Annotated in this window: 16 protein-coding genes; 8 read left to right on the forward strand and 8 right to left on the reverse strand. The window is 66.8% G+C overall.

Translation table 11 applies throughout. The annotated features are described in order from the left end of the window. Nucleotides 1-20: 20 nt before the first annotated feature. The 5 genes from AC5LXK_RS18830 to AC5LXK_RS18850 all read left to right on the forward strand — a co-directional run bounded on the left by AC5LXK_RS18830 (nt 21) and on the right by AC5LXK_RS18850 (nt 7,146). Entirely contained in the window at nt 21-1,628 is a 1,608-nt protein-coding gene (locus AC5LXK_RS18830; protein WP_493392983.1) for a carboxyl transferase domain-containing protein, read from the forward strand. 19 nt (nt 1,629-1,647) lie between these two features. Beyond that, nucleotides 1,648-2,433 (forward strand): enoyl-CoA hydratase/isomerase family protein, encoded by a 786-nt coding sequence (locus AC5LXK_RS18835; protein WP_493392984.1) that lies wholly within the window; start codon nt 1,648-1,650, stop codon nt 2,431-2,433. A 36-nt stretch (nt 2,434-2,469) separates the two neighbouring features. Beyond that, a complete protein-coding gene (locus tag AC5LXK_RS18840) occupies nt 2,470-4,464 on the forward strand; it encodes an acetyl/propionyl/methylcrotonyl-CoA carboxylase subunit alpha (RefSeq protein WP_493392985.1) in 1,995 nt (664 codons plus the stop codon). Nucleotides 4,465-4,781: 317 nt separating this feature from the next. Further along, nucleotides 4,782-4,985, forward strand: a complete 204-nt coding sequence (locus AC5LXK_RS18845) for a hypothetical protein (protein ID WP_493392986.1) — start codon at nt 4,782-4,784, stop codon at nt 4,983-4,985. Nucleotides 4,986-5,031: 46 nt separating this feature from the next. Further along, nucleotides 5,032-7,146 carry a phosphocholine-specific phospholipase C gene (locus AC5LXK_RS18850; RefSeq protein WP_493392987.1) on the forward strand — a complete coding sequence of 705 codons (2,115 nt, stop codon included), beginning with the start codon at nt 5,032-5,034 and terminating at the stop codon, nt 7,144-7,146. A gap of 90 nt (nt 7,147-7,236) precedes the next feature. Here the strand turns inward: AC5LXK_RS18850 and AC5LXK_RS18855 are convergent, their stop codons facing one another. Continuing rightward, nucleotides 7,237-8,559, reverse strand: a complete 1,323-nt coding sequence (locus tag AC5LXK_RS18855) for a glycosyltransferase family protein (protein ID WP_493392988.1) — start codon at nt 8,557-8,559, stop codon at nt 7,237-7,239. After that, complete coding sequence (locus AC5LXK_RS18860) at nt 8,556-9,251, reverse strand: class I SAM-dependent methyltransferase (protein ID WP_493392989.1); 696 nt, start codon at nt 9,249-9,251, stop codon at nt 8,556-8,558. Before AC5LXK_RS18860 ends, AC5LXK_RS18855 begins: the two co-directional genes overlap by 4 nt. 278 nt (nt 9,252-9,529) lie before the next feature. Here AC5LXK_RS18860 and AC5LXK_RS18865 point away from each other — a divergent pair, with 278 nt between their 5' ends. The 3 genes from AC5LXK_RS18865 (at nt 9,530) to AC5LXK_RS18875 (ending at nt 12,752) form a co-directional block, all read left to right on the forward strand. Continuing rightward, on the forward strand, nt 9,530-10,672 hold the full coding sequence (locus tag AC5LXK_RS18865; RefSeq protein ID WP_493392990.1) for a DUF2827 domain-containing protein: 1,143 nt from the start codon (nt 9,530-9,532) through the stop codon (nt 10,670-10,672). 788 nt (nt 10,673-11,460) lie between these two features. Next, nucleotides 11,461-12,264, forward strand: a complete 804-nt coding sequence (locus tag AC5LXK_RS18870) for an EAL domain-containing protein (protein ID WP_493392991.1) — start codon at nt 11,461-11,463, stop codon at nt 12,262-12,264. Nucleotides 12,265-12,335: 71 nt separating this feature from the next. After that, complete coding sequence (locus AC5LXK_RS18875) at nt 12,336-12,752, forward strand: hypothetical protein (RefSeq protein ID WP_493392992.1); 417 nt, start codon at nt 12,336-12,338, stop codon at nt 12,750-12,752. Nucleotides 12,753-12,771: 19 nt separating this feature from the next. Here the strand turns inward: AC5LXK_RS18875 and AC5LXK_RS18880 are convergent, their stop codons facing one another. The 6 genes from AC5LXK_RS18880 to AC5LXK_RS18905 all read right to left on the reverse strand — a co-directional run bounded on the left by AC5LXK_RS18880 (nt 12,772) and on the right by AC5LXK_RS18905 (nt 19,809). Continuing rightward, on the reverse strand, nt 12,772-14,754 hold the full coding sequence (locus tag AC5LXK_RS18880) for an FkbM family methyltransferase (protein ID WP_493392993.1): 1,983 nt from the start codon (nt 14,752-14,754) through the stop codon (nt 12,772-12,774). A gap of 24 nt (nt 14,755-14,778) precedes the next feature. After that, nucleotides 14,779-15,915, reverse strand: a complete 1,137-nt coding sequence (locus AC5LXK_RS18885) for a DUF2827 family protein (RefSeq protein WP_493392994.1) — start codon at nt 15,913-15,915, stop codon at nt 14,779-14,781. 31 nt (nt 15,916-15,946) lie between these two features. Next, entirely contained in the window at nt 15,947-16,414 is a 468-nt protein-coding gene (locus tag AC5LXK_RS18890) for a DUF4019 domain-containing protein (RefSeq protein ID WP_493392995.1), read from the reverse strand. 25 nt (nt 16,415-16,439) lie between these two features. Continuing rightward, nucleotides 16,440-17,594 carry a DUF2827 domain-containing protein gene (locus tag AC5LXK_RS18895; protein WP_493392996.1) on the reverse strand — a complete coding sequence of 385 codons (1,155 nt, stop codon included), beginning with the start codon at nt 17,592-17,594 and terminating at the stop codon, nt 16,440-16,442. Nucleotides 17,595-17,608: 14 nt separating this feature from the next. Next, nucleotides 17,609-18,754 carry a DUF2827 domain-containing protein gene (locus tag AC5LXK_RS18900; protein ID WP_493392997.1) on the reverse strand — a complete coding sequence of 382 codons (1,146 nt, stop codon included), beginning with the start codon at nt 18,752-18,754 and terminating at the stop codon, nt 17,609-17,611. 392 nt (nt 18,755-19,146) lie between these two features. Continuing rightward, on the reverse strand, nt 19,147-19,809 hold the full coding sequence (locus AC5LXK_RS18905; protein ID WP_493392998.1) for an OmpA family protein: 663 nt from the start codon (nt 19,807-19,809) through the stop codon (nt 19,147-19,149). Nucleotides 19,810-19,918: the final 109 nt, after the last annotated feature.

Raw genomic sequence — 19,918 nt, forward strand, 5'->3', positions numbered from 1 at the left:
ACGCGAACGGAGCCCCGTCGATGCCGATCATCGAATCGAAACTGAACCCGCGTTCGGAAGACTTCCGCGCGAATGCCGCGGCGCTCGAGGCGGTCGTCGCCGACCTGCGCGCGAAGATCGAACAGCTCGCGCAGGGCGGCGGCCAGGCCGCGCGCGACAAGCACCTGTCACGCGGCAAGCTGCTGCCGCGCGACCGGATCGCGCAACTGCTCGATCCGGGTGCGCCGTTCCTCGAGCTGTCGCAGCTCGCCGCGAACGGCATGTACAACGACGACGCGCCGGGCGCGGGCGTCATCACCGGGATCGGCCGCATCGCCGGCCGCGAATGCGTGATCGTGTGCAACGACGCGACGGTCAAGGGCGGCACCTACTACCCGGTCACCGTGAAGAAGCACGTGCGCGCACAGGAGATCGCCGCTGAAAACCGGCTGCCGTGCGTATACCTCGTCGATTCGGGCGGTGCGAACCTGCCGAACCAGGACGACGTGTTTCCCGATCGCGACCACTTCGGCCGCATCTTCTTCAACCAGGCGACGATGTCGGCGGCGGGAATCGCGCAGATCGCCGTCGTGATGGGCTCGTGCACGGCCGGCGGCGCGTACGTGCCGGCGATGAGCGACGAGTCGATCATCGTGAAGGACCAGGGCACGATTTTCCTCGGCGGGCCGCCGCTCGTGAAGGCCGCGACCGGCGAGGAAGTGAGCGCCGAGGATCTCGGCGGCGGCGACGTGCACACGCGCCTGTCGGGCGTGGCCGACCACCTCGCGCAGAACGATGCGCATGCGCTGTCGATCGCACGCAACATCGTCGATCACCTGGCGCCGAAGATCGCGTCGCCCGTCGCGCTGCGCGAGCCGAAGCTGCCGCGCTACGACGCCAAGAGCCTGTACGGCGTGATTCCGGTCGATACGCGCAAGCCGTTCGACGTGCGCGAGGTAATCGCGCGCATCGTCGACGATTCGGAGTTCGACGAATTCAAGGCGCGCTACGGCACGACGCTCGTCACAGGTTTTGCGCACATCTGGGGCCATCCGGTCGGGATCGTCGCGAACAACGGCATCCTGTTTTCCGAATCGGCGGTGAAGGGCGCGCATTTCATCGAGCTGTGCTGCCAGCGCAAGATCCCGCTCGTGTTCCTGCAGAACATCACGGGCTTCATGGTCGGGCGCAAGTACGAGAACGAAGGCATCGCGCGGCACGGCGCGAAGATGGTGACGGCCGTGTCGAACGCGAAGGTACCGAAGTTCACGGTGATCATCGGCGGCTCGTTCGGCGCCGGCAACTACGGGATGTGCGGCCGCGCATTCGGCCCGCGTTTCCTGTGGATGTGGCCGAACGCGCGTATCTCGGTGATGGGCGGCGAGCAGGCCGCGTCGGTGCTCGCCACCGTGCGGCGCGACGGCATCGAGGCGAAGGGCGGTGCGTGGTCGCCGGAAGAAGAGGAAGCATTCAAGCAGCCGATCCGCGACCAGTACGAGCGCCAGGGCCATCCGTATTACGCGAGCGCGCGGCTGTGGGACGACGGCGTGATCGATCCCGCGCAGACGCGCGACGTGCTCGGCCTCGGCCTGGCCGCATCGATGAACGCGCCGATCGACGATACGCGCTTCGGCGTGTTCCGCATGTAACGCCCGGGAGGACTCACCGATGCGATACGAAACGATCAAGGTAAGCGAAGCCGGCCGCGTGGCGACCGTCACGCTCGCGCGTCCCGACGTGCGCAATGCGTTCAACGAGACGACGATCGCCGAGCTGACCACCGCGTTCGAATGGCTCGATGCGCACGAAGGCGTGCGCGCGATCGTGCTCGCGGCGGAAGGCGCCGCGTTCTGCGCGGGCGCGGACCTGAACTGGATGAAGAAGATGGCCGGTTACTCGGACGACGAGAACCGCGCCGATGCGCGCAAGCTCGCGCGGATGCTCGAGGCGATCCATCGCTGCGGCAAGCCGGTGATCGCGCGCGTGCACGGCGATGCGTATGCGGGCGGCGTGGGTCTCGTCGCGGCGGCCGACATCGCGATCGCCGCCGACGGCGTGAAGTTCTGCCTGTCGGAAGCGCGGCTCGGGCTGATTCCCGCGACGATCGCGCCGTACGTCGTGCGTGCGATGGGCGAGCGCGCGGCACGGCGCTACTTCACGACGGCCGAGGTGTTCGACAGCACGCGCGCCGCATCGCTCGGCTTCATTCACGACGCGGTGCCTGCCGGCGCGCTCGACGAAACGGTCGCGAAGCTGGCCGCGACGCTCGTCGCGAACGGCCCCGATGCGGTGAAGGCGTGCAAGCGGCTCGTCGCCGACGTGGCCGGCCGCCCGCTCGACGCGACGCTGATCGAGCAGACCGCCGACTGGATCGCGCGGACCCGCGCCGGCGCGGAAGCGCGCGAAGGGATCGCGTCCTTCCTCGAAAAGCGCACGCCTTCTTGGCGTGAATGACCGCGTGACTCCCTCTTTCCGGACGACATCGAAGCCATGTTCGACAAGATTCTGATCGCCAACCGCGGCGAAATCGCGTGCCGCGTCGCCGCGACGTGCAAACGTCTCGGGATCGCGAGCGTCGCCGTCTATTCCGACGCGGACGCGAATGCGAAACACGTGGCCGCATGCGACGAGGCCGTGCACATCGGCGGCTCGGCCGCGGCAGACAGCTACCTGCGCATCGAGCGCATCATCGAAGCCGCGCGCGCGACCGGCGCGCAGGCGATCCACCCCGGCTACGGCTTTCTGTCGGAGAACGAAGATTTCGCGCACGCGTGCGAAGCGGCCGGCATCGTGTTCATCGGGCCGCCGGTCGATGCGATCGCAGCGATGGGCTCGAAGGCCGCCGCGAAGGCGCTGATGCACGCGGCCGCCGTGCCGCTCGTGCCCGGCTATCACGGCGACGACCAGGACGCGGCCCACCTGCATCGCGAAGCCGATGATATCGGCTATCCGGTGTTGCTGAAGGCCAGCGCGGGTGGTGGCGGCAAGGGCATGCGCGTGGTCGAGCGCTCCGATGATTTCCTGGCGGCGCTCGCGTCGTGCCAGCGCGAAGCGGCGAGCAGCTTCGGCAACGACCGCGTGCTGATCGAGAAATACCTGACGCGACCGCGCCACGTCGAAGTGCAGGTGTTCGGCGACACGCTCGGCAATACCGTGTACCTGTTCGACCGCGACTGTTCGGTGCAGCGCCGTCACCAGAAGGTGCTTGAAGAAGCACCGGCGCCGGGCCTGCCCGACGACGTGCGCCGTGCAATGGGCGAAGCGGCTGTCGCGGCCGCGCGCGCGGTTGGCTATGTCGGCGCGGGCACCGTCGAATTCATCATGACGGGCGACGCGTTCTACTTCATGGAGATGAACACGCGCCTGCAGGTCGAGCATCCGGTCACCGAGATGGTTACGGGGCTCGATCTCGTCGAATGGCAACTGCGCGTCGCATCCGGTGAGCCGCTGCCGCTGAAGCAGGACGAACTGCGCGTGCAGGGCCACGCGCTCGAGGCGCGCCTGTATGCAGAGAACCCCGCGCGCGGCTTCCTGCCGTCGACGGGCACGCTGAAGCATCTGCGGCTGCCGGCAGGCGTCGAGTTCTCGATCGGCGCCTCGGTGCGTGTCGACAGCGGCGTGCGCGAAGGCGATGCGATCACGCCGTTCTACGACCCGATGATCGCGAAGCTGATCGTCCACGGCGCGGACCGCGCGGAAGCGCTGAGCCTGATGCTGCGCGCGCTGCGCGCCTGCGAGGTGGTCGGCCTGCATACGAACGCCGCGTTCCTGCAGCGGATCGTCGCGTGCGAGCCGTTCGCCACCGCCGATCTCGACACGGGCCTGATCGAGCGCAACCACGATGCGCTGTTCGCCCCGCAACAGCCGCCGCGCGCGACGCTTGCGCTCGCATGCGCGGCACTGCTCGCGCGCGAACGCGGCGCGGCGCAACGCACGTCGCCGTGGGGTGCATTGCCGGACTGGCGGCTGAACGGCGGTTATCGCCGTACGCTCGAATGGCATGCGGCCGATCGCGAAGCGGACGTGACGGTCACGTACGAAGACGACGGCGCCGGTGCGCGCATCGCGGCCGGTAGCGATGCGGCTCAGCCGTTCGCGTGGACGCGCGGCGCCACGCCGCTCGATTTCGACGTGACGCTCGGCGGCGTGCGCAGCAGCGGCCGCGTGTATGCGGACGGCGACACGTTCCATGTGTTCACGCAGGGCGCGGCCGAGACGTTCGAATGGCGCAACCTGCTCGCGCATGCGGGCGAGACGGAGCAGGGCGGCGGGCGCTTGACCGCACCGATGCCCGGCAAGGTGATCGCGGTGCTGGTCGAACCGGGTCAGAAGGTCGAAGCCGGCACGCCGCTGATCGTGATGGAAGCGATGAAGATGGAGCACACGATCGGCGCGCCGAGCGCGGGCGTCGTCGCGGAAGTCCTGTACGGCGTCGGCGACCAGGTCGCGGACGGCGCACAGCTGCTGCTGATGGCGGAAGGCTGAACAGGGCCTTCCCGTCGTGAGCGGGCCGGCTGCCGTGGCAGCCGGTCCGCATGAAAACCGCGTCGCGATTCCCCGCGCGACCCCTGTCGAATCAGGCCGGCTTCGATCGCATCGAGATGCCGAAGCAGTCCGAATCTTTCGATCGCATTACATTGCCCGCCCTCCCACCGCACCGACACGTGCTACCGCACGCGTGCACATCACGCTACGCTCGTACGCGACACCGTCGTGTAACACGTGGTAATTAGCATTCGCCGTCGATATGACCGGTGCGCACCCGCGCCCGGGCCACGTCATCACCCCCACGGAGAATCGTTATGCGAAAGTCGGCCCTGCGGCCTTTCGCGGTCGTTGGTCTGATCGCGCTGACAACCCTCCTCGGCGCCTGCAACGACGACCTGGCTGCACCCGCCGCGCCCGTCGCGCAGCAGAAGGCCGCGTGCGGCGGCGCCGTCGTCGCCACCGCGCAGATGCGTTGCCCGCCGGGCTTCACCGCACCTGCGTCCTCGTCCGCTTCCTGATCCCGGCCGTTTCCACCAGAACTCCCATCAAGAAAGAGCAACCAGCATGGCCATCCATTCGCGACGCGATTTTCTGAAGTTCTCGGCCGGCCTCGCCGGCGCGACCGCCGCCACAGCGCTGCTTCCCGAATCGATCCGCAAGGCGCTTGCGATCGAGCCGAATACCGTGACGGGCACGATCCAGGACGTGCAGCACATCGTCGTGTTCATGCAGGAGAACCGCTCGTTCGACCACTATCTCGGTCACCTGAGCGGTGTGCGCGGCTACAACGACCGCTTCCCGGTCACGCTGCCGAACGGCAAGCCCGTGTGGTTCCAGCCGCGGCAGGAAGACAAGACGAGCGTGATCGCCCCGTTCCGCTACGACACGACCAACCCGGGCGTCAACGCACAATGTATCGGCGGCCTGCCGCATACGTGGGCGACGACGCACGGCGCGATCGACAACGGCCGCGCCGACCAGTGGGCCGTGCAGAAGTCGAACATGACGATGGGCTATCACGTCCGCGACGACATCCCGTTCCACTACGCGCTCGCGGATGCGTTCACGGTGTGCGACAACTACTTCTGCTCGATTCCGGGCAACACGCACCCGAACCGCATGTACCTGATGACGGGCATGGTCGATCCGCTCGGCACGGGCGGCGGCCCGCTGCTCGACAACACCGACTACATCGACAACCAGTTCGACAAGATCCAGTTGCCGCCCTTCAGCTGGACGACCTACCCGGAGCGGCTCGAGAAGGCCGGCATCTCGTGGCAGGTCTACCAGCAGGGCACCGGGTTCGACAACTTCACCGGCAACTACGGCACGAACATGCTCGCGTGCTTCAACAACTTCGTGAATGCGCCGGCCGGCTCGTCGCTGCAGACGCGCGGGATGAGCACCCGCCCGATCACGCAGTTGAAGGCGGACGTACAGGCCAATGCGCTGCCGCAGGTGTCGTGGCTGCTGCCGCCCGCCGCGTATTCGGAGCACCCGAAGTTCACGCCGCTGTACGGCGCGTACTACCTGTCGACGATCCTCGATGCGCTGACGTCGAATCCGGAGGTGTGGAGCAAGACCGTCCTGCTGATCATGTACGACGAGAACGACGGCTTCTTCGATCACGTCGTGCCGCCGTCGGCGCCGACGCTGCCCGGTTCGGGCATGAGCACCGTGGACGTGTCGCTCGAGCGGCACAACGTCGTGACGTCGACGCAGACCGGCACGTATACGGCCGACAACCTGCCGTACGGCCTCGGCCCGCGCGTGCCGATGTTCGTCGTGTCGCCGTGGTCGAAGGGCGGCTTCGTCTGCTCGCAGGTCTTCGATCACACGTCGGTGCTGCAATTCATCGAGAAGCGTTTCGGCGTGATGGAGACCAACATCTCGCCGTGGCGCCGCGCGATCTGCGGCGACCTGACGTCGGCGCTCGACTTCTCGAAATCGGATGCCACGCTGCCGACCCTGCCGAACACGCAGGCGTATGTCGCGCAGGCGGACCTGCAATGCTCGCGCGCGTCGTCGCAGGCCGCGCCGGCCAGCACCGCGCAGCAGGTCGTGACCGCGCAGGAATCCGGCACGCGGCCGGCGCGTGCGCTGCCGTACGAACTGCACGTCACCGGCCAGCTGCAGGCGCAAGGCTATGCGGTGACGTTCTCGAATACGGGCACGCAGGGCGCGCACTTCTGGGTCTATACGGGCGACCCCACCGCGATGCCGCGCCGCTATACGGTCGAAGCGGGCAAGCAGCTCACCGATACCTGGGCGCTCGACGCGAACGGCAACTACCTGGTGAGCGTGTGGGGGCCGAACGGCTATTTCCGGCGCTTCGCGGGGTCGGCGGCCGCGGATGCCGCGGCCAAGCCGGAAATCACGCCGTGCTACGACGTGGCGAACGGCGATGTCTACGTGACGATCGCCAATGCGGGCACCGGCACGCTCACGGTCACGGCGACCGATGTCGCGTACGGCGGCGCGGCGCGCACGCTGACGATTCCGGCGGGGCAGCGCGTCGAAGCGCACTGGGACCTGTCGTGCAACAGCCAGTGGTACGACCTGCAGTTCGCGGTGGCGGGCAATGCGGGCTGGACGCGCCGCATCGCGGGGCACGTCGAAACCGGCAAGCCCAGCATCACCGATCCGGCCGCCGTGGCGCCGACGATCGCGCCGATCTGACGGCGGCAACCGCTACGACGACGCGCCGGCCGGTCGAATCCGGCCAGCGCGTCGCTTTACGGCGGAATGATCGATAGCCCGGCGGGGGCGTCAGGGCAGCAGCCCGTCGTCGTGCGCCATCATCAGCGCGCGCATCGCGGACCACATCCCGTAGTAATGCACGATGTAGCTGTCCGCCCGGCGAAACAGCCAGGGCGTGTTGAAAGCGACGAGGTCGGCCACGCCTTCGCCTTGCAGTTGCCCGTCGCGTTCCATCGCGCGAATGAAATGCAGCTGGTCGCCATCGCTGGCATAGACGCTCGACCGGTCCTGCAGCGCGGTGATCGTCGTCATCAGGTCGCGCAGCATCGCGTCGTTGCGTTCGGTGCGGCGGAATGCCATCACGCCCGAGTTGAACGCCCACTGGCCGATGTCCTGTGCGAGCAGCCAGTCGCGCCCTTCGAGCAGCGGCTCCAGCGGTTGATGCGGATCCGCGATCAGCACGTCGGCATCGAGCCACACGACCCATTCATGGTGCTGCAGGTACGCATGCAGCAGCCACGGCTTGAACCAGTTGCCCGTCGCGTTCAGCCCGATCTCGGCGGGAATCTCGCGATGCACGTAGAGCGTGTAGCCGTGCGCATCGCAGTAGCGCCGGAAATTCCGTTCGGCGACGCGTGCATAGCTGCCGATGTTCGGCGTGTAGAGCATCATCGCCGCAATCGGGCGGCCGGGATTGTAGGTGCTGCGCTCGGTGGCTTCGTCCGGCGTGGCCGGCGCGTCGTGATCGAACGAGAACATCGGCCGGCCGGCGGTGCGGCATCGGTTGACGTAGGCGACGAGCGTGTCGCGGAAACGCGGCGTCGCGCCTTTCCGCTCGGGATCGTGCGGTGTGTCGTCGATGCTGATCGCGAACGTCGGTTCGCGGGCCCACATCGGATCGAGATTGGGGCCGGCCGGCATGACCGCGTACAGCCCGTCGATCGATGCCATGTAGCGATGCGTGTCGAGACCCGCGAACAGCGCGGCCTCGGACGTGAGCCGGGGCTCGCTGCCGAGCTTGCAGCGCTGCACGAGCCGCATCGCGAGGGCCCGCACGTCCGGCGTGTTGCGCCAGATCTGCACGTCGACTTGCGGCAGCGGCGGCGCGAATGCGTCGACCAGCAGCAGGTCGCGCCCGGCCATCAGGCGCTCGAGGGCGACGGGTTCGATGATCGCCGCGTCTTCGCCGAGCAGCAGCACGAGTTCGCCGGGTTGCGCGCCGCGCAGCACGTGAAGCAGCGCTTCGTAGCGATGCAGCGGCCGCAACGGCAGCGCCTGCGGCATCGCGGACGCATCGACGATCTCGTGGCGATAGCCGTGAACCTGCGCGTACCAGCGGTGATTCTCGAGGCTGGCGGGCGCGTGCTGGCCGAAATGGCTGAGGACGATCATCGCGCGCTCCGGATGCCGGGAAGCGGCCTGCGCCGCAAGCGGTCGCGAACGCTTTCCATGCTCCAGAGCCCGAGGCAGCGATCGGACATCGGCACCGTGCCGATGTCGGGCCCGTAGACGATGCATTCGTTGCTGCCTTCGACGATCAGCGTCAGCGGCGGATCGAGATCGAACGGCGGCATTTCGAGGTTGATGGGCGTCCACTGGCCGGTCGCGATTTCCGCGTTGCGCGGATAGCTGCGATAGATGAAGGTCGTGGTCAGCAGGTAGCGCGCGTTCGTCGCGGCGAAACGCTCGAATGCGCGGAACACGTCCGCATGGGAAAAGTGGAACAGGCAGTCGCGGCAGAGGATCAGGTCGGCATCGGGCAACGGATCCTGCAACAGGTCGAGATGCATGAAACGGCGGTTCGGCGCCGTCCAGGTCGCCTGGTTGGCCGCCACGAGGCTCTGCACGATGTCGGCGCCGATGTAGTCGATGCCGTCGAGGTCGACGTGGCGCATCCAGTTGAAATCGCCGCACGGCGCATCGAGCATCGAACGCACCCCGAAGCGGCGCAGCAACCCGGGCAGCTCGCGAATGACCTGCGCGGTGTTTTTCAGCTCCGAACCCCACCCGGATACGCTTTCCTGCGAATGCCACCCCTGTTCGTCGTGGATTTTCTGGAAGACTTGCGCGGCGTCGTGTTCCATTGTGTTTCAGCCTTTCTTTGACGTGGTGCGGCGTGGTCGTTCGTTGCCCGCTCGAATGCCCCGAAAGCACCGGCCGCCGGGCGATGCAGCGGGTGGCACGAGTATCGCATAACGGTCTGGCGGATCGACCTGTCCGGGCGGCGCGCTGACCATCCCTGACAGTGTGCGGCCGGCGCTCCGCTAGAATGCCGGGTTGGCCGTCGCCGCTTGACGCGGGCGGCGCTTCGCGCGCTACACTGCGCCATGCCACTCCCATCCAACCTTCCATCCCGCCGACGATGACGTCTCCTGTCCTGAACGGCCTGCGCATCGGTATCACGATCGGATTGCGTGCCCCCGACGAAAGCCTGTGGATCAACGGCATCAAGCAGAACGCGCTGTTCCTCGCGAAGCTGCTGATGGCGTCGCCGCACGGCTACCGCGTGACGCTGGTCAACACGACCGATGTGCCGCTGACCGATGCACTGCCGTGGGACCGCAACGTGTACGACACGCGCGCGTTCGCCGACATGAAGGATGCGCTCGACGTGGTGATCGAGCTCGGCGGGCAGATCGACGGCGAGCAGACGGCCTACCTGAAAGCGCGCGGCGCGAAGCTCGTCAGCTATTGCTGCGGCGTCGAGTACATCAACGCGATGGAGTCGATGCTGTTCGGCCGCCGGCTGTGGGATTCTCTGTTCATCAACCGCGGCTACGACGAGGTGTGGGCGATTCCGCAGATCGCGCCGTCGTCGCTGCCGTTCCTGCAGTCGCTGCGCCGCTGCCCGGGGCGCGTCGTGCCGTTCGTGTGGGATCCGATGTTCCTGAGCGCCCGCGCGCAGTCGCTGCCCGAGCATGGCGAATACCGGCCGCGCAGCGAGCCCGGCAAGCGGCTGACGGTGATGGAGCCGAACCACAACGTCGTGAAGTTCTGCGTGTATCCGATGCTGATCATCGACGAGGCGTATCGGCGCGACCCCGACGCGATCTGCTTCACGCACGTGACGAACGCCGATCGCCTCGCGCACGACAGCGCCGAGTTCGTGATGCTGATGAATTACCTCGACATCGTGCGCGCGGGCAAGGCGAGCTTCGTCGGTCGCTTCGACACGCCGCTGTTCCTCGCCGACCTGACCGACATCGTCGTGTCGCACCAGTGGTCGAACCCGCTGAACTACTTCTATTTCGACGTGTGCTGGCAGGGCTATCCGCTCGTGCACAACGCGAGCCTCGCTCCCGATCTCGGCTACTACTATCCGGACAACGACGTGCAGCAGGGCGCCGATGCGCTGCTGCGCGCGCTGCATACGCACGACGACGACTGGGAAGCCTATACGCGGCGCCAGCGCGAGATCCTTGCTCGTTACACGTCGGCGAATCCGGCGCTCGTCGCCGAATACGACGCGCTGCTCGCCAACCTGGTCGGCGCGACGGCCGCATAAGGCCCGATTTTTTCCGCGGCGCATCTTCATTGCGCCGCCGGCCGCCATCGGGGTTGTCCCGCCCTAATGTCTGACGAAATAATGCCGTTAAAAAAAAGAAACCGCCGAACCCGATCGGTTCGACGGTTTTTGAAGGCACGAAATTGACGGCTCCGAGGGAAGTCCGTCAGAAATAATTTTATCGCTTAACAAGTCTTGAAGATTGTTAAACATGTTTCAATCGATAATCTTCATATAATTGAACTTGATATTATTGATTTAGCAGCACTTGATTCCGTTTCGAAATTTAATAATACGTTTGAAACGTGGATATTGAATGCTGCAGTGATCGAATGACGTGTGGCGAAGGGGTTTAGGCGAAGGCAATTCGTGCAAGGGTCGGTGTTTCGGGATGAGACGTCGGGCACGGCCGGCGCGCTGCGGGGCGGTATTAATCTGATCAATTGTCATTTTCCCGATTTGCGAGACCGGCTTGTCGTGGGAGAATTGAATCAGCCGAAACTGTTTAGATGAGAAAGATAAACGATTTTCAATTTGGGGTTCTGTAATTCGTGTTGTGTAACCTGTCGCACTGTCGGCATGGCATGCGCATGGTGTATTTCCAGTAACTGAATATCGTTGAAAATATCGAATTTGACGGCGCGCCGAAGCGAAAAGTACGCTCCCCGGAAAAAATCGACATAACAGGATGGGCCGGGTAGGCGGCGGAGCGTGTCGTGGTCGGCTCGCTCCGCATGTGTATTGAGGTCGAGCCGTCGTTGGCGGCTCGCCATTTGCCGGAGCGCCGGATGAATGCGGTCGAAGCTCGCCAGGAGGCGAATCGGGAAGCGAATCGCGACGAAATCGATCTCGTTTTCGGTGCACCCGACGATCACCCCGACCTCGCGTCGGTACGCAGTTTCGTGGAAAGCCGGCTCGGGTTCGCGCGCGAGCCCGTGTGCCGCTCCGACCTGTCGGGCGGCGTGCTGTACCAGGAGTGCCTGGCGCGGTTGCGATGGGGCGAGCGCGACGCGCTGCCGCCGGTTGCGTTCCTGCCGCGCCTCGAGGCACTCGGGCTGATGCGGTGGTTCGACCGGCTGGTGGTCGGGCGGACGATCGACGCGCTGCGCGCCGATCCGGGCGCCGTGCTCGGGTGCAACGTCGCGGCGGTGAGCGCGGTCGTCGACGACGCATGGCTGGCGATTTTCAGGCGGCTCGAGCGTGAACCGTCGGTGGCGGCGCGGCTGGTGGTCGAGATCACGGAGACGGGGCCGCTGAATCCCGTCGCGGGCCGGTCGTTCGTGAACCGCTTCCGGCAGGCCGGATGCCGGATCGCGATCGACGATTTCGGCGTCGGCTTCAGTGCATTGAACAATCTGGTGGTCGGCAATCCCGACATCGTGAAGCTCGACCGGTCGATCCTGTCGATGATCAAGCGCAACGCGATCGGACGCTACCAGTTCCGCAGGCTGATCGCGTTTGCGCATGAAGGTGCGCGGCACGTCGTCGTCGAAGGCGTGGAAAGCGAGATCGACCGGCAGATCATCGTGGATGCCGGCGTCGCATGGGCGCAGGGCATCCGCTTTTCATGGCGGTCGCCGGCCGCCGCGTGACGGTGCGGCAGCAAGCAGGGCGGCGCGCGGGGTGTGCGTCGGGGCGGGACGAATCGCAAAGGGGCGTGGGCATGGCAGGGACGAAGGCCGGAGGCGGAACGGGCACGCAGGCGACCGGTGCGCGCGACCTCGTCGCGATCGCCGAGCTGGCCGACATGCTGTGGCAGCTGGGCGCCGAATCGACCGATGCGCCGATCGACGTCGCACCCTATCTCGACGGCCTGAAAATCGTCGCGCGCCGCATTCAGCGGATGAATTCGCTCGACGCGGGCGGCCGCGAACTGGCCGCCCGGCACTATTACGCGGGCGTCATCGCCGGCGCATGCGGCGGCGATTCGGCGATCGCGCGCGGCGTGTCCGACAGTCTCGTCAGGCAATCCGCCGGCGCGAACCGGCCAGCGGCCCGCTGTTTCGCCGTGCTCGCACGCATGGGGCGGCGGCACGGCCGCGTGTTCGCCGCGCAAAGCGGCGACCGGGTGCTGGTCTAGGGCCTGTTCACGCAGCCCGTCAAATCGATCGATCCTTCCCGAAACCACCGAGCATCAGCGCCATCGCGCGGTCGATCGCGTCGTCCCACTGGCCGACGTGCGCGGCACGCACGATCCGGACTCCCGGGTAGAGCGCGGTGTGCGAACCGGTTTCCCAGCGGGCGTCGGCTTTCGGGCTGAGCAGCAGCACGGCCGGCACGCCGAGTGCGCCGGCGAGGTGGATGTGTGCGGTGCAGGTGGTCACCACGGCGCCCATCGCGAGCATCAGGGCGGCCAGATCGCTGAAATCGCCGATCGCGTGATGCGGGAAGCTGACCGGCAGGTCCGATTGTTCGGACTGCGCGGACAGGTCGCGGTTGATACAGTACGCGGCGTAGCCGTGCATCCGGGCAAGCGGGGCGAAGTCGTGCAGGCTGGCCGCGCGATGGAAGCGTGCGTCGCTTTCGTCGCGCCCGCGCCAGTTGAGCCCGATGAGGCGTGTGCCGGGCGCATGGCCGTCGCGCGACACACGCTCGCGCCATGCGTCCGCGTGCGCGGGCGGGCACGCCAGGTAGGCGGCCGGCACGCCTTCCGGCGCCGGTGCATAACCGAACAGCGCGGCGAGCATCAGGAACGAACACCAGTAGTCGTGGGCGATCTGTGACGTGTCGACCCACGCGCCGTGCGCACCGATGAATTCGAGGCGCGGGAACGTATGGCGCAGCAGGCCCGTCAGTGCGTCGGGCACGACGACGGTCACGCTGGCGCAGCCGAGCACGTCGAGTGCATGCAGGTAGCGCGCGTACTGAAGCTGGTCGCCGATGCCGCCGTAACTGAGCACGAGCAGCCGCTTGCCCTGCAGCGGCTGGCCCTGGTAGAGCCGCTCCGTCGGCAATCCGAACTGGGCGGCCGTCAGCACGTTTTCGCTGGCGATGGTGGCGCGCGCGGCCTCGTCGCGCCGGCCGGCGCGCAGCAGCAGCGCCGAGCGCGCCAGTTCGATGCGCCCGCGCGCCGCATCGGGCAGCGCGGCCGGATCGCCGAAATGGTCGAGCGCCGCGAGCCCGGCTTCCGGCGCACCGGCGAAGCCGTAGCACGACGCAAGCTGGAGCGCGATCGCATCGTCGTCGAGCCCGCGGCCGCGCGCGCGCTGCCAGCGATCGATCGCGTGCCCCCACTCGCCGCGCGACTCGTGATCGAGTGCGCGGTTCCAGTTCGTTTCGGGCGCGTCGGCATCGGCGTGCGCGGGCGCTGCGGGATCCGCGCCGCTTCCGGTCGTCGAACCGACGGCGAGCGGCTCGCCCGAGATGACGAGGTGTTGCCGGTCCCAGCGCGAGTTCGGCACACACAGCATGTTCAGCCCGTCGATCCGGTAGAACGTGTAGTCGAGACCGGCGAACGTGTCGATGATCGGCGCTTCGCCGACTTTCCAGTATTCGATCCAGCACCACGGCAGATGTGTCTCGATCAGCCGGCGCGCGCCGCGCAGCGCGTCGATCTCCATCCCCTCGATGTCGAGCTTCAGGAAATCGAGCCGGGGCAGGCCGAGCGAATCGAGCCTGACGACCGGCGTTGGCGTGCCGCCGGATGCCTGCGCGTCGACGAGCGAGACCTGCCCGAAGTCGGCATCCTGTCCGTAGTCGACGTCGGGTACCTTCATCGTGCCGTTGGCGGCCGCCAGCCCCATGTTCAGCAGATGGAGGTTGTCGAGCTGGTTGAGCGCGAGCGTGCCGCCGAGCGCGTGGAACAGCGTGCGCTGCGGCTCGAACGCATAGACGCGGCCGCCGCGCTCGCGCAGCCGGTGCGCGATCGGCACGCACACGAGTCCGGCGTTCGCGCCGCCGTCCACGGCGATCGCGCCGTCGGGCAACTGGTCGATCACGAGCAGGATCGTGTCGAGTTCGCCCTGGATATGCGGCCGGCCGGTCTTGATCAGCGCTTCGGCCTGCAGTGCGCAGTGACGGTTGATGACGAACGGGCCGTGGATCGAATCGATCACGACAAAGTTGCGGACGGTCTGGTTCATGGCTGTGAACGCTTGCGAAGGAGATCAGCCGAGCGGGCGGTCGGCGAACAGCTGCTGGATCTGCGCGGAGTACGCGCGGACGTTGTGCTCGGCGAGCGTGTCGACCTGGTGCAGGCAGCGGCGCGCGGCTGCCGCGTAGTCGTCGAGCCGCGCGTCGTGCGTCTGTGCGGCGGTCGCGATCGCGCGCGCCGCATCGAATATCTCGAAGTCCGGGTAGTAGTAGCCGACGTCGCGCAGGAACGGCGAGTTGTGCACGAGCGGGTAGTTGCCGTACAGCGCGTCGTACAGCAGGTAGTTGAGGCCGTTTTCCCAGTGGTGCGACACGACGATGTCGGTATGGTGCGCGGCCCATGCGACGAACGGTGCGCGCACGTCGGCGGTTGCCTTGCCGTCGCGCACCATCTCGAGCCCGAGCGCGAGATGCTTGAAGGCGACGTTTTCCTTCTTGTCGAACGTGTTGGTCATGTACACGTGCTCGACGAGCGCCGGGTGCTCGACGTAGCACGCGTTCGCGGCGAGCATCGGCACGATCGAGCTCTTCACGACGTTCAGGTTCGGTTCGAAGAACGCGATGCGCTTGGCCGGGCCGTGATTGCGGTAGCCGAAGCGCGCCTTCAGTTCGGGATCGGCGTCGAGGCTGCGCTCGATGAAATACGGCGACCAGATGTGCGGCAGCTCGATCACCGGCGCGCGATAGACGGCCTGGAAATAGGCTGCGCACGTATGCATGTGCTGCGGGTTGGTCCAGATTTCGTCGAACTGAACGCGGTGCGGGTTCGGCCGCCAGTCGTTCTTTTCGAAGTTGATCGTCTCGACCGCGATCACGTAGTCGTTGCCGAAGCGGTACGACACGCACTTCCCGCCGCGCCGGCGCACGACGTCCGTGTGCGACGGATCGATGAACGCGTTCATCTCGATCAGCAGGTCGGTCTGGTGGACGACGGCCGACAGCGGCCGCAGCGCATTGCCGAACGCGTCCATCATCAGCGCCTGAGGATACTCGGTGATGCCGTCGTCGTGCGCAAGCCAGACCTCGCCGATCAGCGGCGACTGCTTCAGCAGCATGTACAGGTACACGCAGTGCTGGTTCGCGCCGTTGTACCAGATCGACTGCGTCGCGTCGCGCTGCACGTTCATCGTTATCGCGACATTGATTTTCATCGGATCGACTCCGTGGACGAGCGGGGGCCGCTTATTGCGCGGCGTTCTGCGACTGGCGCGGCACGTAGCCCGTCAGATGCCAGCGACCGTCGTTTTCGAGACGGAAGCTCAGCTTCTCGAATACGGTGCCGCCGCTCGTCAGCGTCGTCGCGTAATCGACGTTCGCGTAGAGCCCGTCGGGCATTGTCGACATGTTCGCGTAGCGGATGCGCGTGATCTGCGCCCAGCCGCGATGGTTGACCGTGCCGACCGACTGGCGTGCCTGCTGCATCTGGGCGGCGAACTGGTCCTGCTTGAAGCGCGCCTTCACGAACGGGGCGGCGTCGGTCCACACCGCGCCGTACTGGCCGGCGTCGAGCTGCTTGAACACCGCCTCCGAGTCGCGGAGCAGCGAGTCGGCCGATTCGCCGGCCGATTGTGCGTGGGCGCCGATCGCGATCGATGCGGCGGCGCAGCCGATCAGCCATTTTGCGCGGGTGAGGGTCGGGCGTGCGTTCATGTCGGTGTCCGGAAAGGGCGGCGCGTCACGCGTCGCGATAGAGGGAAGCGATCGCGTCCGTGTAGGCCGCGACGTTCTCGGGGTTGTAGATGCTGACCGAGCTGAGCACGTGCTTCGACTGCTCGCGGTAGGCGTCGAGATTCGCGTCGTGCTCGGCGAATGCCTGCAGCAGCGCGCGGCCGCCGGCCTGGCAGTCGAAATCCGGATAGAAATACCCGGCCTTGCCGAGGAACGGCGAGTTGTGGATCAGCGGATAGTCACCGTACAGCAGCTCGTAGTACAGGTAGTTCTGCGCGTTTTCCCACGTGTGCGACACCACTGCATCGCCGTACGCGGCCATGAACTCGTACACCGCATAGCGGCTTTCGAACGTCGTGATCCCGTGTTCGACGATGTCGAGACTCTTCGCGAAGTGGATGAACGTCGTGTGATCCTTCAGGTGAATCGTGTTGCACACGCGCACGAACTCGAGGAATGTCGGGTTCGCGCGATAGGCCTCTTCCGTGACCAGCATCGGGATGATGCTCGTCTTCACCATGCAGATGTTCGGCTCGAACATCGTCACGCGCCAGCGCGGCTTGCCGGGCTGATAGCCGAAGGTCAGGCCGGCGCCGAGCGTCGCGCGCGCCTTGTCGAACAGCATCGGATGCCAGATGTGCGGGACGATCGTGACCGGTGCGCGCAAGCCCGTCTGGTAGTAGTGCAGGCACGAGCGCTCGAATTCGGGAATCGTCCACACCGCGTCGTACGGTGCGCCAGAGAACAGGAAGCCCGACGGCTTGTCGAACATCGCGCGCTCGATGTCGATCACGTAGTCGTTGCCGACCCGCATCGTGACGACCTTGCCGCCGCGATCGCGGAATGCGCGCAGGTAATCGGCGCCGAACTGCGCGCTCATTTCGATCAGCACGTCGCAGCGTTCCAGCGCTTCGTCCATCGACAGCAGCGGCACGTTCCACTCGCCGAGCATCATCTGCGGATCGGCGACCTGTTCGCCGCCGTTCACCATCACGGCTTCCGCGACGAGCGGCGACTGGCGCAGCAGCAGGATCAGCAGCAGGCAGTTCTGGAAAATGCCGTTTTCCCACAGCGACTGGCCGGCGCCGCGCACGAACAGCGACACGCCGACGACGAGACGCTTGCCCTCGCCGGGCGCTTGACGGGCATTGGAGTCCGACATGCGTATTCTCCGGTTCAGGCGACCAGACGCGAGACGAACGCGTCGAGGTTCGCGGGGTTGTCGATCGAGACGGACTGCAGCAGCCGGCCGGCTTTCATGCGGTAGTCGTCGAGGCGTTCGTCGTGATGCAGCCACGCTTCGAGCAGCGCGCGGCCGCCGGCGGCCGAGTCGAAATCCGGGTAGTAATAGCCGGCGTCGCCGATCAGCGTCGAGTTGTGGATCAGCGGGTAGCCGCCGTACAGCACGTCGTAATACAGGTAGTTCTGCCCGTTTTCCCAGTGGTGCGACACGACCGCATCGGCATGACGCGCCATGAAGCCCGGCAGGTCGAGGCGCGGTTCGAACGTCGCCTTGTGCTGGCGCACGAGATCGAGGCTGTTCGCGAAGTGCACGAAGGTCGCATGCTCCTTCATGTGCATCGAATTGACGACGAACATGTGCTGCACCGCATCCGGCCGCGCGCGGTAGAACTCGTCGCACGCGAGCATCGGGTAGTGGCAGGACTTGGCGACCGAGATGTTCGGCTCGAGCATCGCGAGGCGCCACGGCCGCTGGCCCGGCCGATAGCCGAACGTCTCGCCTTCGCCGGCGAGCGCGGCCACGCGGCGCTCGAGGAAGTACGGCGACCAGATGTGCGGCATCAGGTGGACGGGAGCGCGCAGGATGGTTTGCAGCATCGGCGCAGCGGTCTTGTCGTATTGCGGCAGCAGCCACACTTCGTCGAACGGTGCGCCGTTGAATACGTGCCCCGACGGCTTCCCGAAGATCGGCGTTTCGCACAGGCCCGCATACACGTGGCCGCAGAAGAACGCGGCGATCTTCTTGCCGAGCGCCTTCATGTGCCTGAGCCATTCGACCGGCAATTGCGCGCCCATTTCGATCACGACGTCGAGTTCGTGCGTGACGTCGGAAGGCTTCACGAGCGGGATGTCGAGGCCGTCGAGTTCGAGGCCGGCCGGCAGCGCGCTGGCGTCGCCGCCGTTCAGGAAATAGACGGGGCCGACGCGATCCGAGCGCTTGAGCATCATCGCGAGGAACGCGATGTTCTGGTGAATGCCGTTTTCCCAGATTGCCTGGCCGTCGCGCGCAAACAGCGAGATGCCGACCGCCGGCCGTTGCTTGCGGGTGCCGCCCGCGGCGGCTTCATTGATGTCCGTCACCGGTTGGTTTCCTCTGCGGCGTCGTGCGTCCGGGCATCGCGTCGAGCGTCTGGCCCGGAAGCGGCGCGCCGTGGATTGTCATGATTGGATTCGCGCCGGTGCGCCGCGGCAGGCGAATCGGGCGACGTGATTCGCGAGGGCGGCAGCCGGGTTCCGGCGCGTCGCCGGGCACGCCTGGCACGGCGCGCGAGTCGGGCAAGCTGCCCCGGCGACTGTCTGCGGCGATTGTGGCATGGAAACCGCCGGTTTTGGCAGGACGTGACGAACTTTGACATAGCCGCCGGCCAACGGAAACGGGCGCCGGCGAAGCGGCGCCCGGTGGTCAGGCGGAATTCCGGCGCGGCCCGGACGGCCTGCCGGTGCGGGCGGCCACGGGCGCGGCCGCCGGCGGCTCAGTGCTGCAGCCGGATTTCGACGCGGCGGTTGCTGGCGCGGCCTTCCGGCGAGTCGTTCGACGCAACCGGATCGGCCTTGCCGCGGCCAGTGACCGTCATCGAGTCGGCCTTCAGCCCGTGCCCCTTCAGATAGGCGGCGACGGCCTCGGCGCGGCGCTTCGACAGCGCGAGGTTGTAGTCGTCGCTGCCCACCGAATCCGTGAAGCCGGTGACCGTCACCTGCGAGTACGTATGGTCGGCGCGCTCGCTCAGCAGCCGGTCGAGCGATTCGCGCGCGGTCGGCGTGAGCGTGGCGTGGTCGGTGGCGAACAGCGCATCGCCCGACAGGTTGATTTGTTCGACGGCGGCGGCGGCCGGCTCAGCGGCCGAGGCCGGTTTGGCCGGCGCGGCGCCGCACTGGAAGACCAGCGTTGCCGGATCGGATTTGTCGCGCAGCGCGCGGGCCGAGTCGATCGCGCGCACGGGCTGGTCGCCGCAGATCTTGCGGGCGGCCTTCATGCAGGTCTGCGGGCCCGACAGCAGGCCGTGGCAGTCCACCTGGAAGGTACGCACGCCGTCGCGCGGCTGCAGTTCGGAGGCGCTGAAAGTCGGGCCGGATGCGGTCGAGCACGCGGCGAGGGCCGTTGCGGAAAGCGCGAGCGCAAGAGCGAGTTTGTTCACGGTGACGTCCTTAAAGCTTGGGTTGACCGAGGCCCGCCGCGCGGTGCGCAGCGGGCTCGTCCTGCCGTCGGGGCCGCGGGCCGTCCGGCTGGCGAGCCGGACGGGCGGG

The organism is Burkholderia pulmonis (assembly GCF_984667975.1).

What these genes read in the sequence shown, in the direction of transcription:
- AC5LXK_RS18830 (WP_493392983.1), top strand. Translation starts at nt 21, where the DNA reads ATGCCGATCATCGAATCGAAACTGAACCCGCGTTCGGAAGACTTCCGC.
- AC5LXK_RS18835 (WP_493392984.1), top strand. Translation starts at nt 1,648, where the DNA reads ATGCGATACGAAACGATCAAGGTAAGCGAAGCCGGCCGCGTGGCGACC.
- AC5LXK_RS18840 (WP_493392985.1), top strand. Translation starts at nt 2,470, where the DNA reads ATGTTCGACAAGATTCTGATCGCCAACCGCGGCGAAATCGCGTGCCGC.
- AC5LXK_RS18845 (WP_493392986.1), top strand. Translation starts at nt 4,782, where the DNA reads ATGCGAAAGTCGGCCCTGCGGCCTTTCGCGGTCGTTGGTCTGATCGCG.
- AC5LXK_RS18850 (WP_493392987.1), top strand. Translation starts at nt 5,032, where the DNA reads ATGGCCATCCATTCGCGACGCGATTTTCTGAAGTTCTCGGCCGGCCTC.
- AC5LXK_RS18855 (WP_493392988.1), bottom strand. Translation starts at nt 8,559, where the DNA reads ATGATCGTCCTCAGCCATTTCGGCCAGCACGCGCCCGCCAGCCTCGAG.
- AC5LXK_RS18860 (WP_493392989.1), bottom strand. Translation starts at nt 9,251, where the DNA reads ATGGAACACGACGCCGCGCAAGTCTTCCAGAAAATCCACGACGAACAG.
- AC5LXK_RS18865 (WP_493392990.1), top strand. Translation starts at nt 9,530, where the DNA reads ATGACGTCTCCTGTCCTGAACGGCCTGCGCATCGGTATCACGATCGGA.
- AC5LXK_RS18870 (WP_493392991.1), top strand. Translation starts at nt 11,461, where the DNA reads ATGAATGCGGTCGAAGCTCGCCAGGAGGCGAATCGGGAAGCGAATCGC.
- AC5LXK_RS18875 (WP_493392992.1), top strand. Translation starts at nt 12,336, where the DNA reads ATGGCAGGGACGAAGGCCGGAGGCGGAACGGGCACGCAGGCGACCGGT.
- AC5LXK_RS18880 (WP_493392993.1), bottom strand. Translation starts at nt 14,754, where the DNA reads ATGAACCAGACCGTCCGCAACTTTGTCGTGATCGATTCGATCCACGGC.
- AC5LXK_RS18885 (WP_493392994.1), bottom strand. Translation starts at nt 15,915, where the DNA reads ATGAAAATCAATGTCGCGATAACGATGAACGTGCAGCGCGACGCGACG.
- AC5LXK_RS18890 (WP_493392995.1), bottom strand. Translation starts at nt 16,414, where the DNA reads ATGAACGCACGCCCGACCCTCACCCGCGCAAAATGGCTGATCGGCTGC.
- AC5LXK_RS18895 (WP_493392996.1), bottom strand. Translation starts at nt 17,594, where the DNA reads ATGTCGGACTCCAATGCCCGTCAAGCGCCCGGCGAGGGCAAGCGTCTC.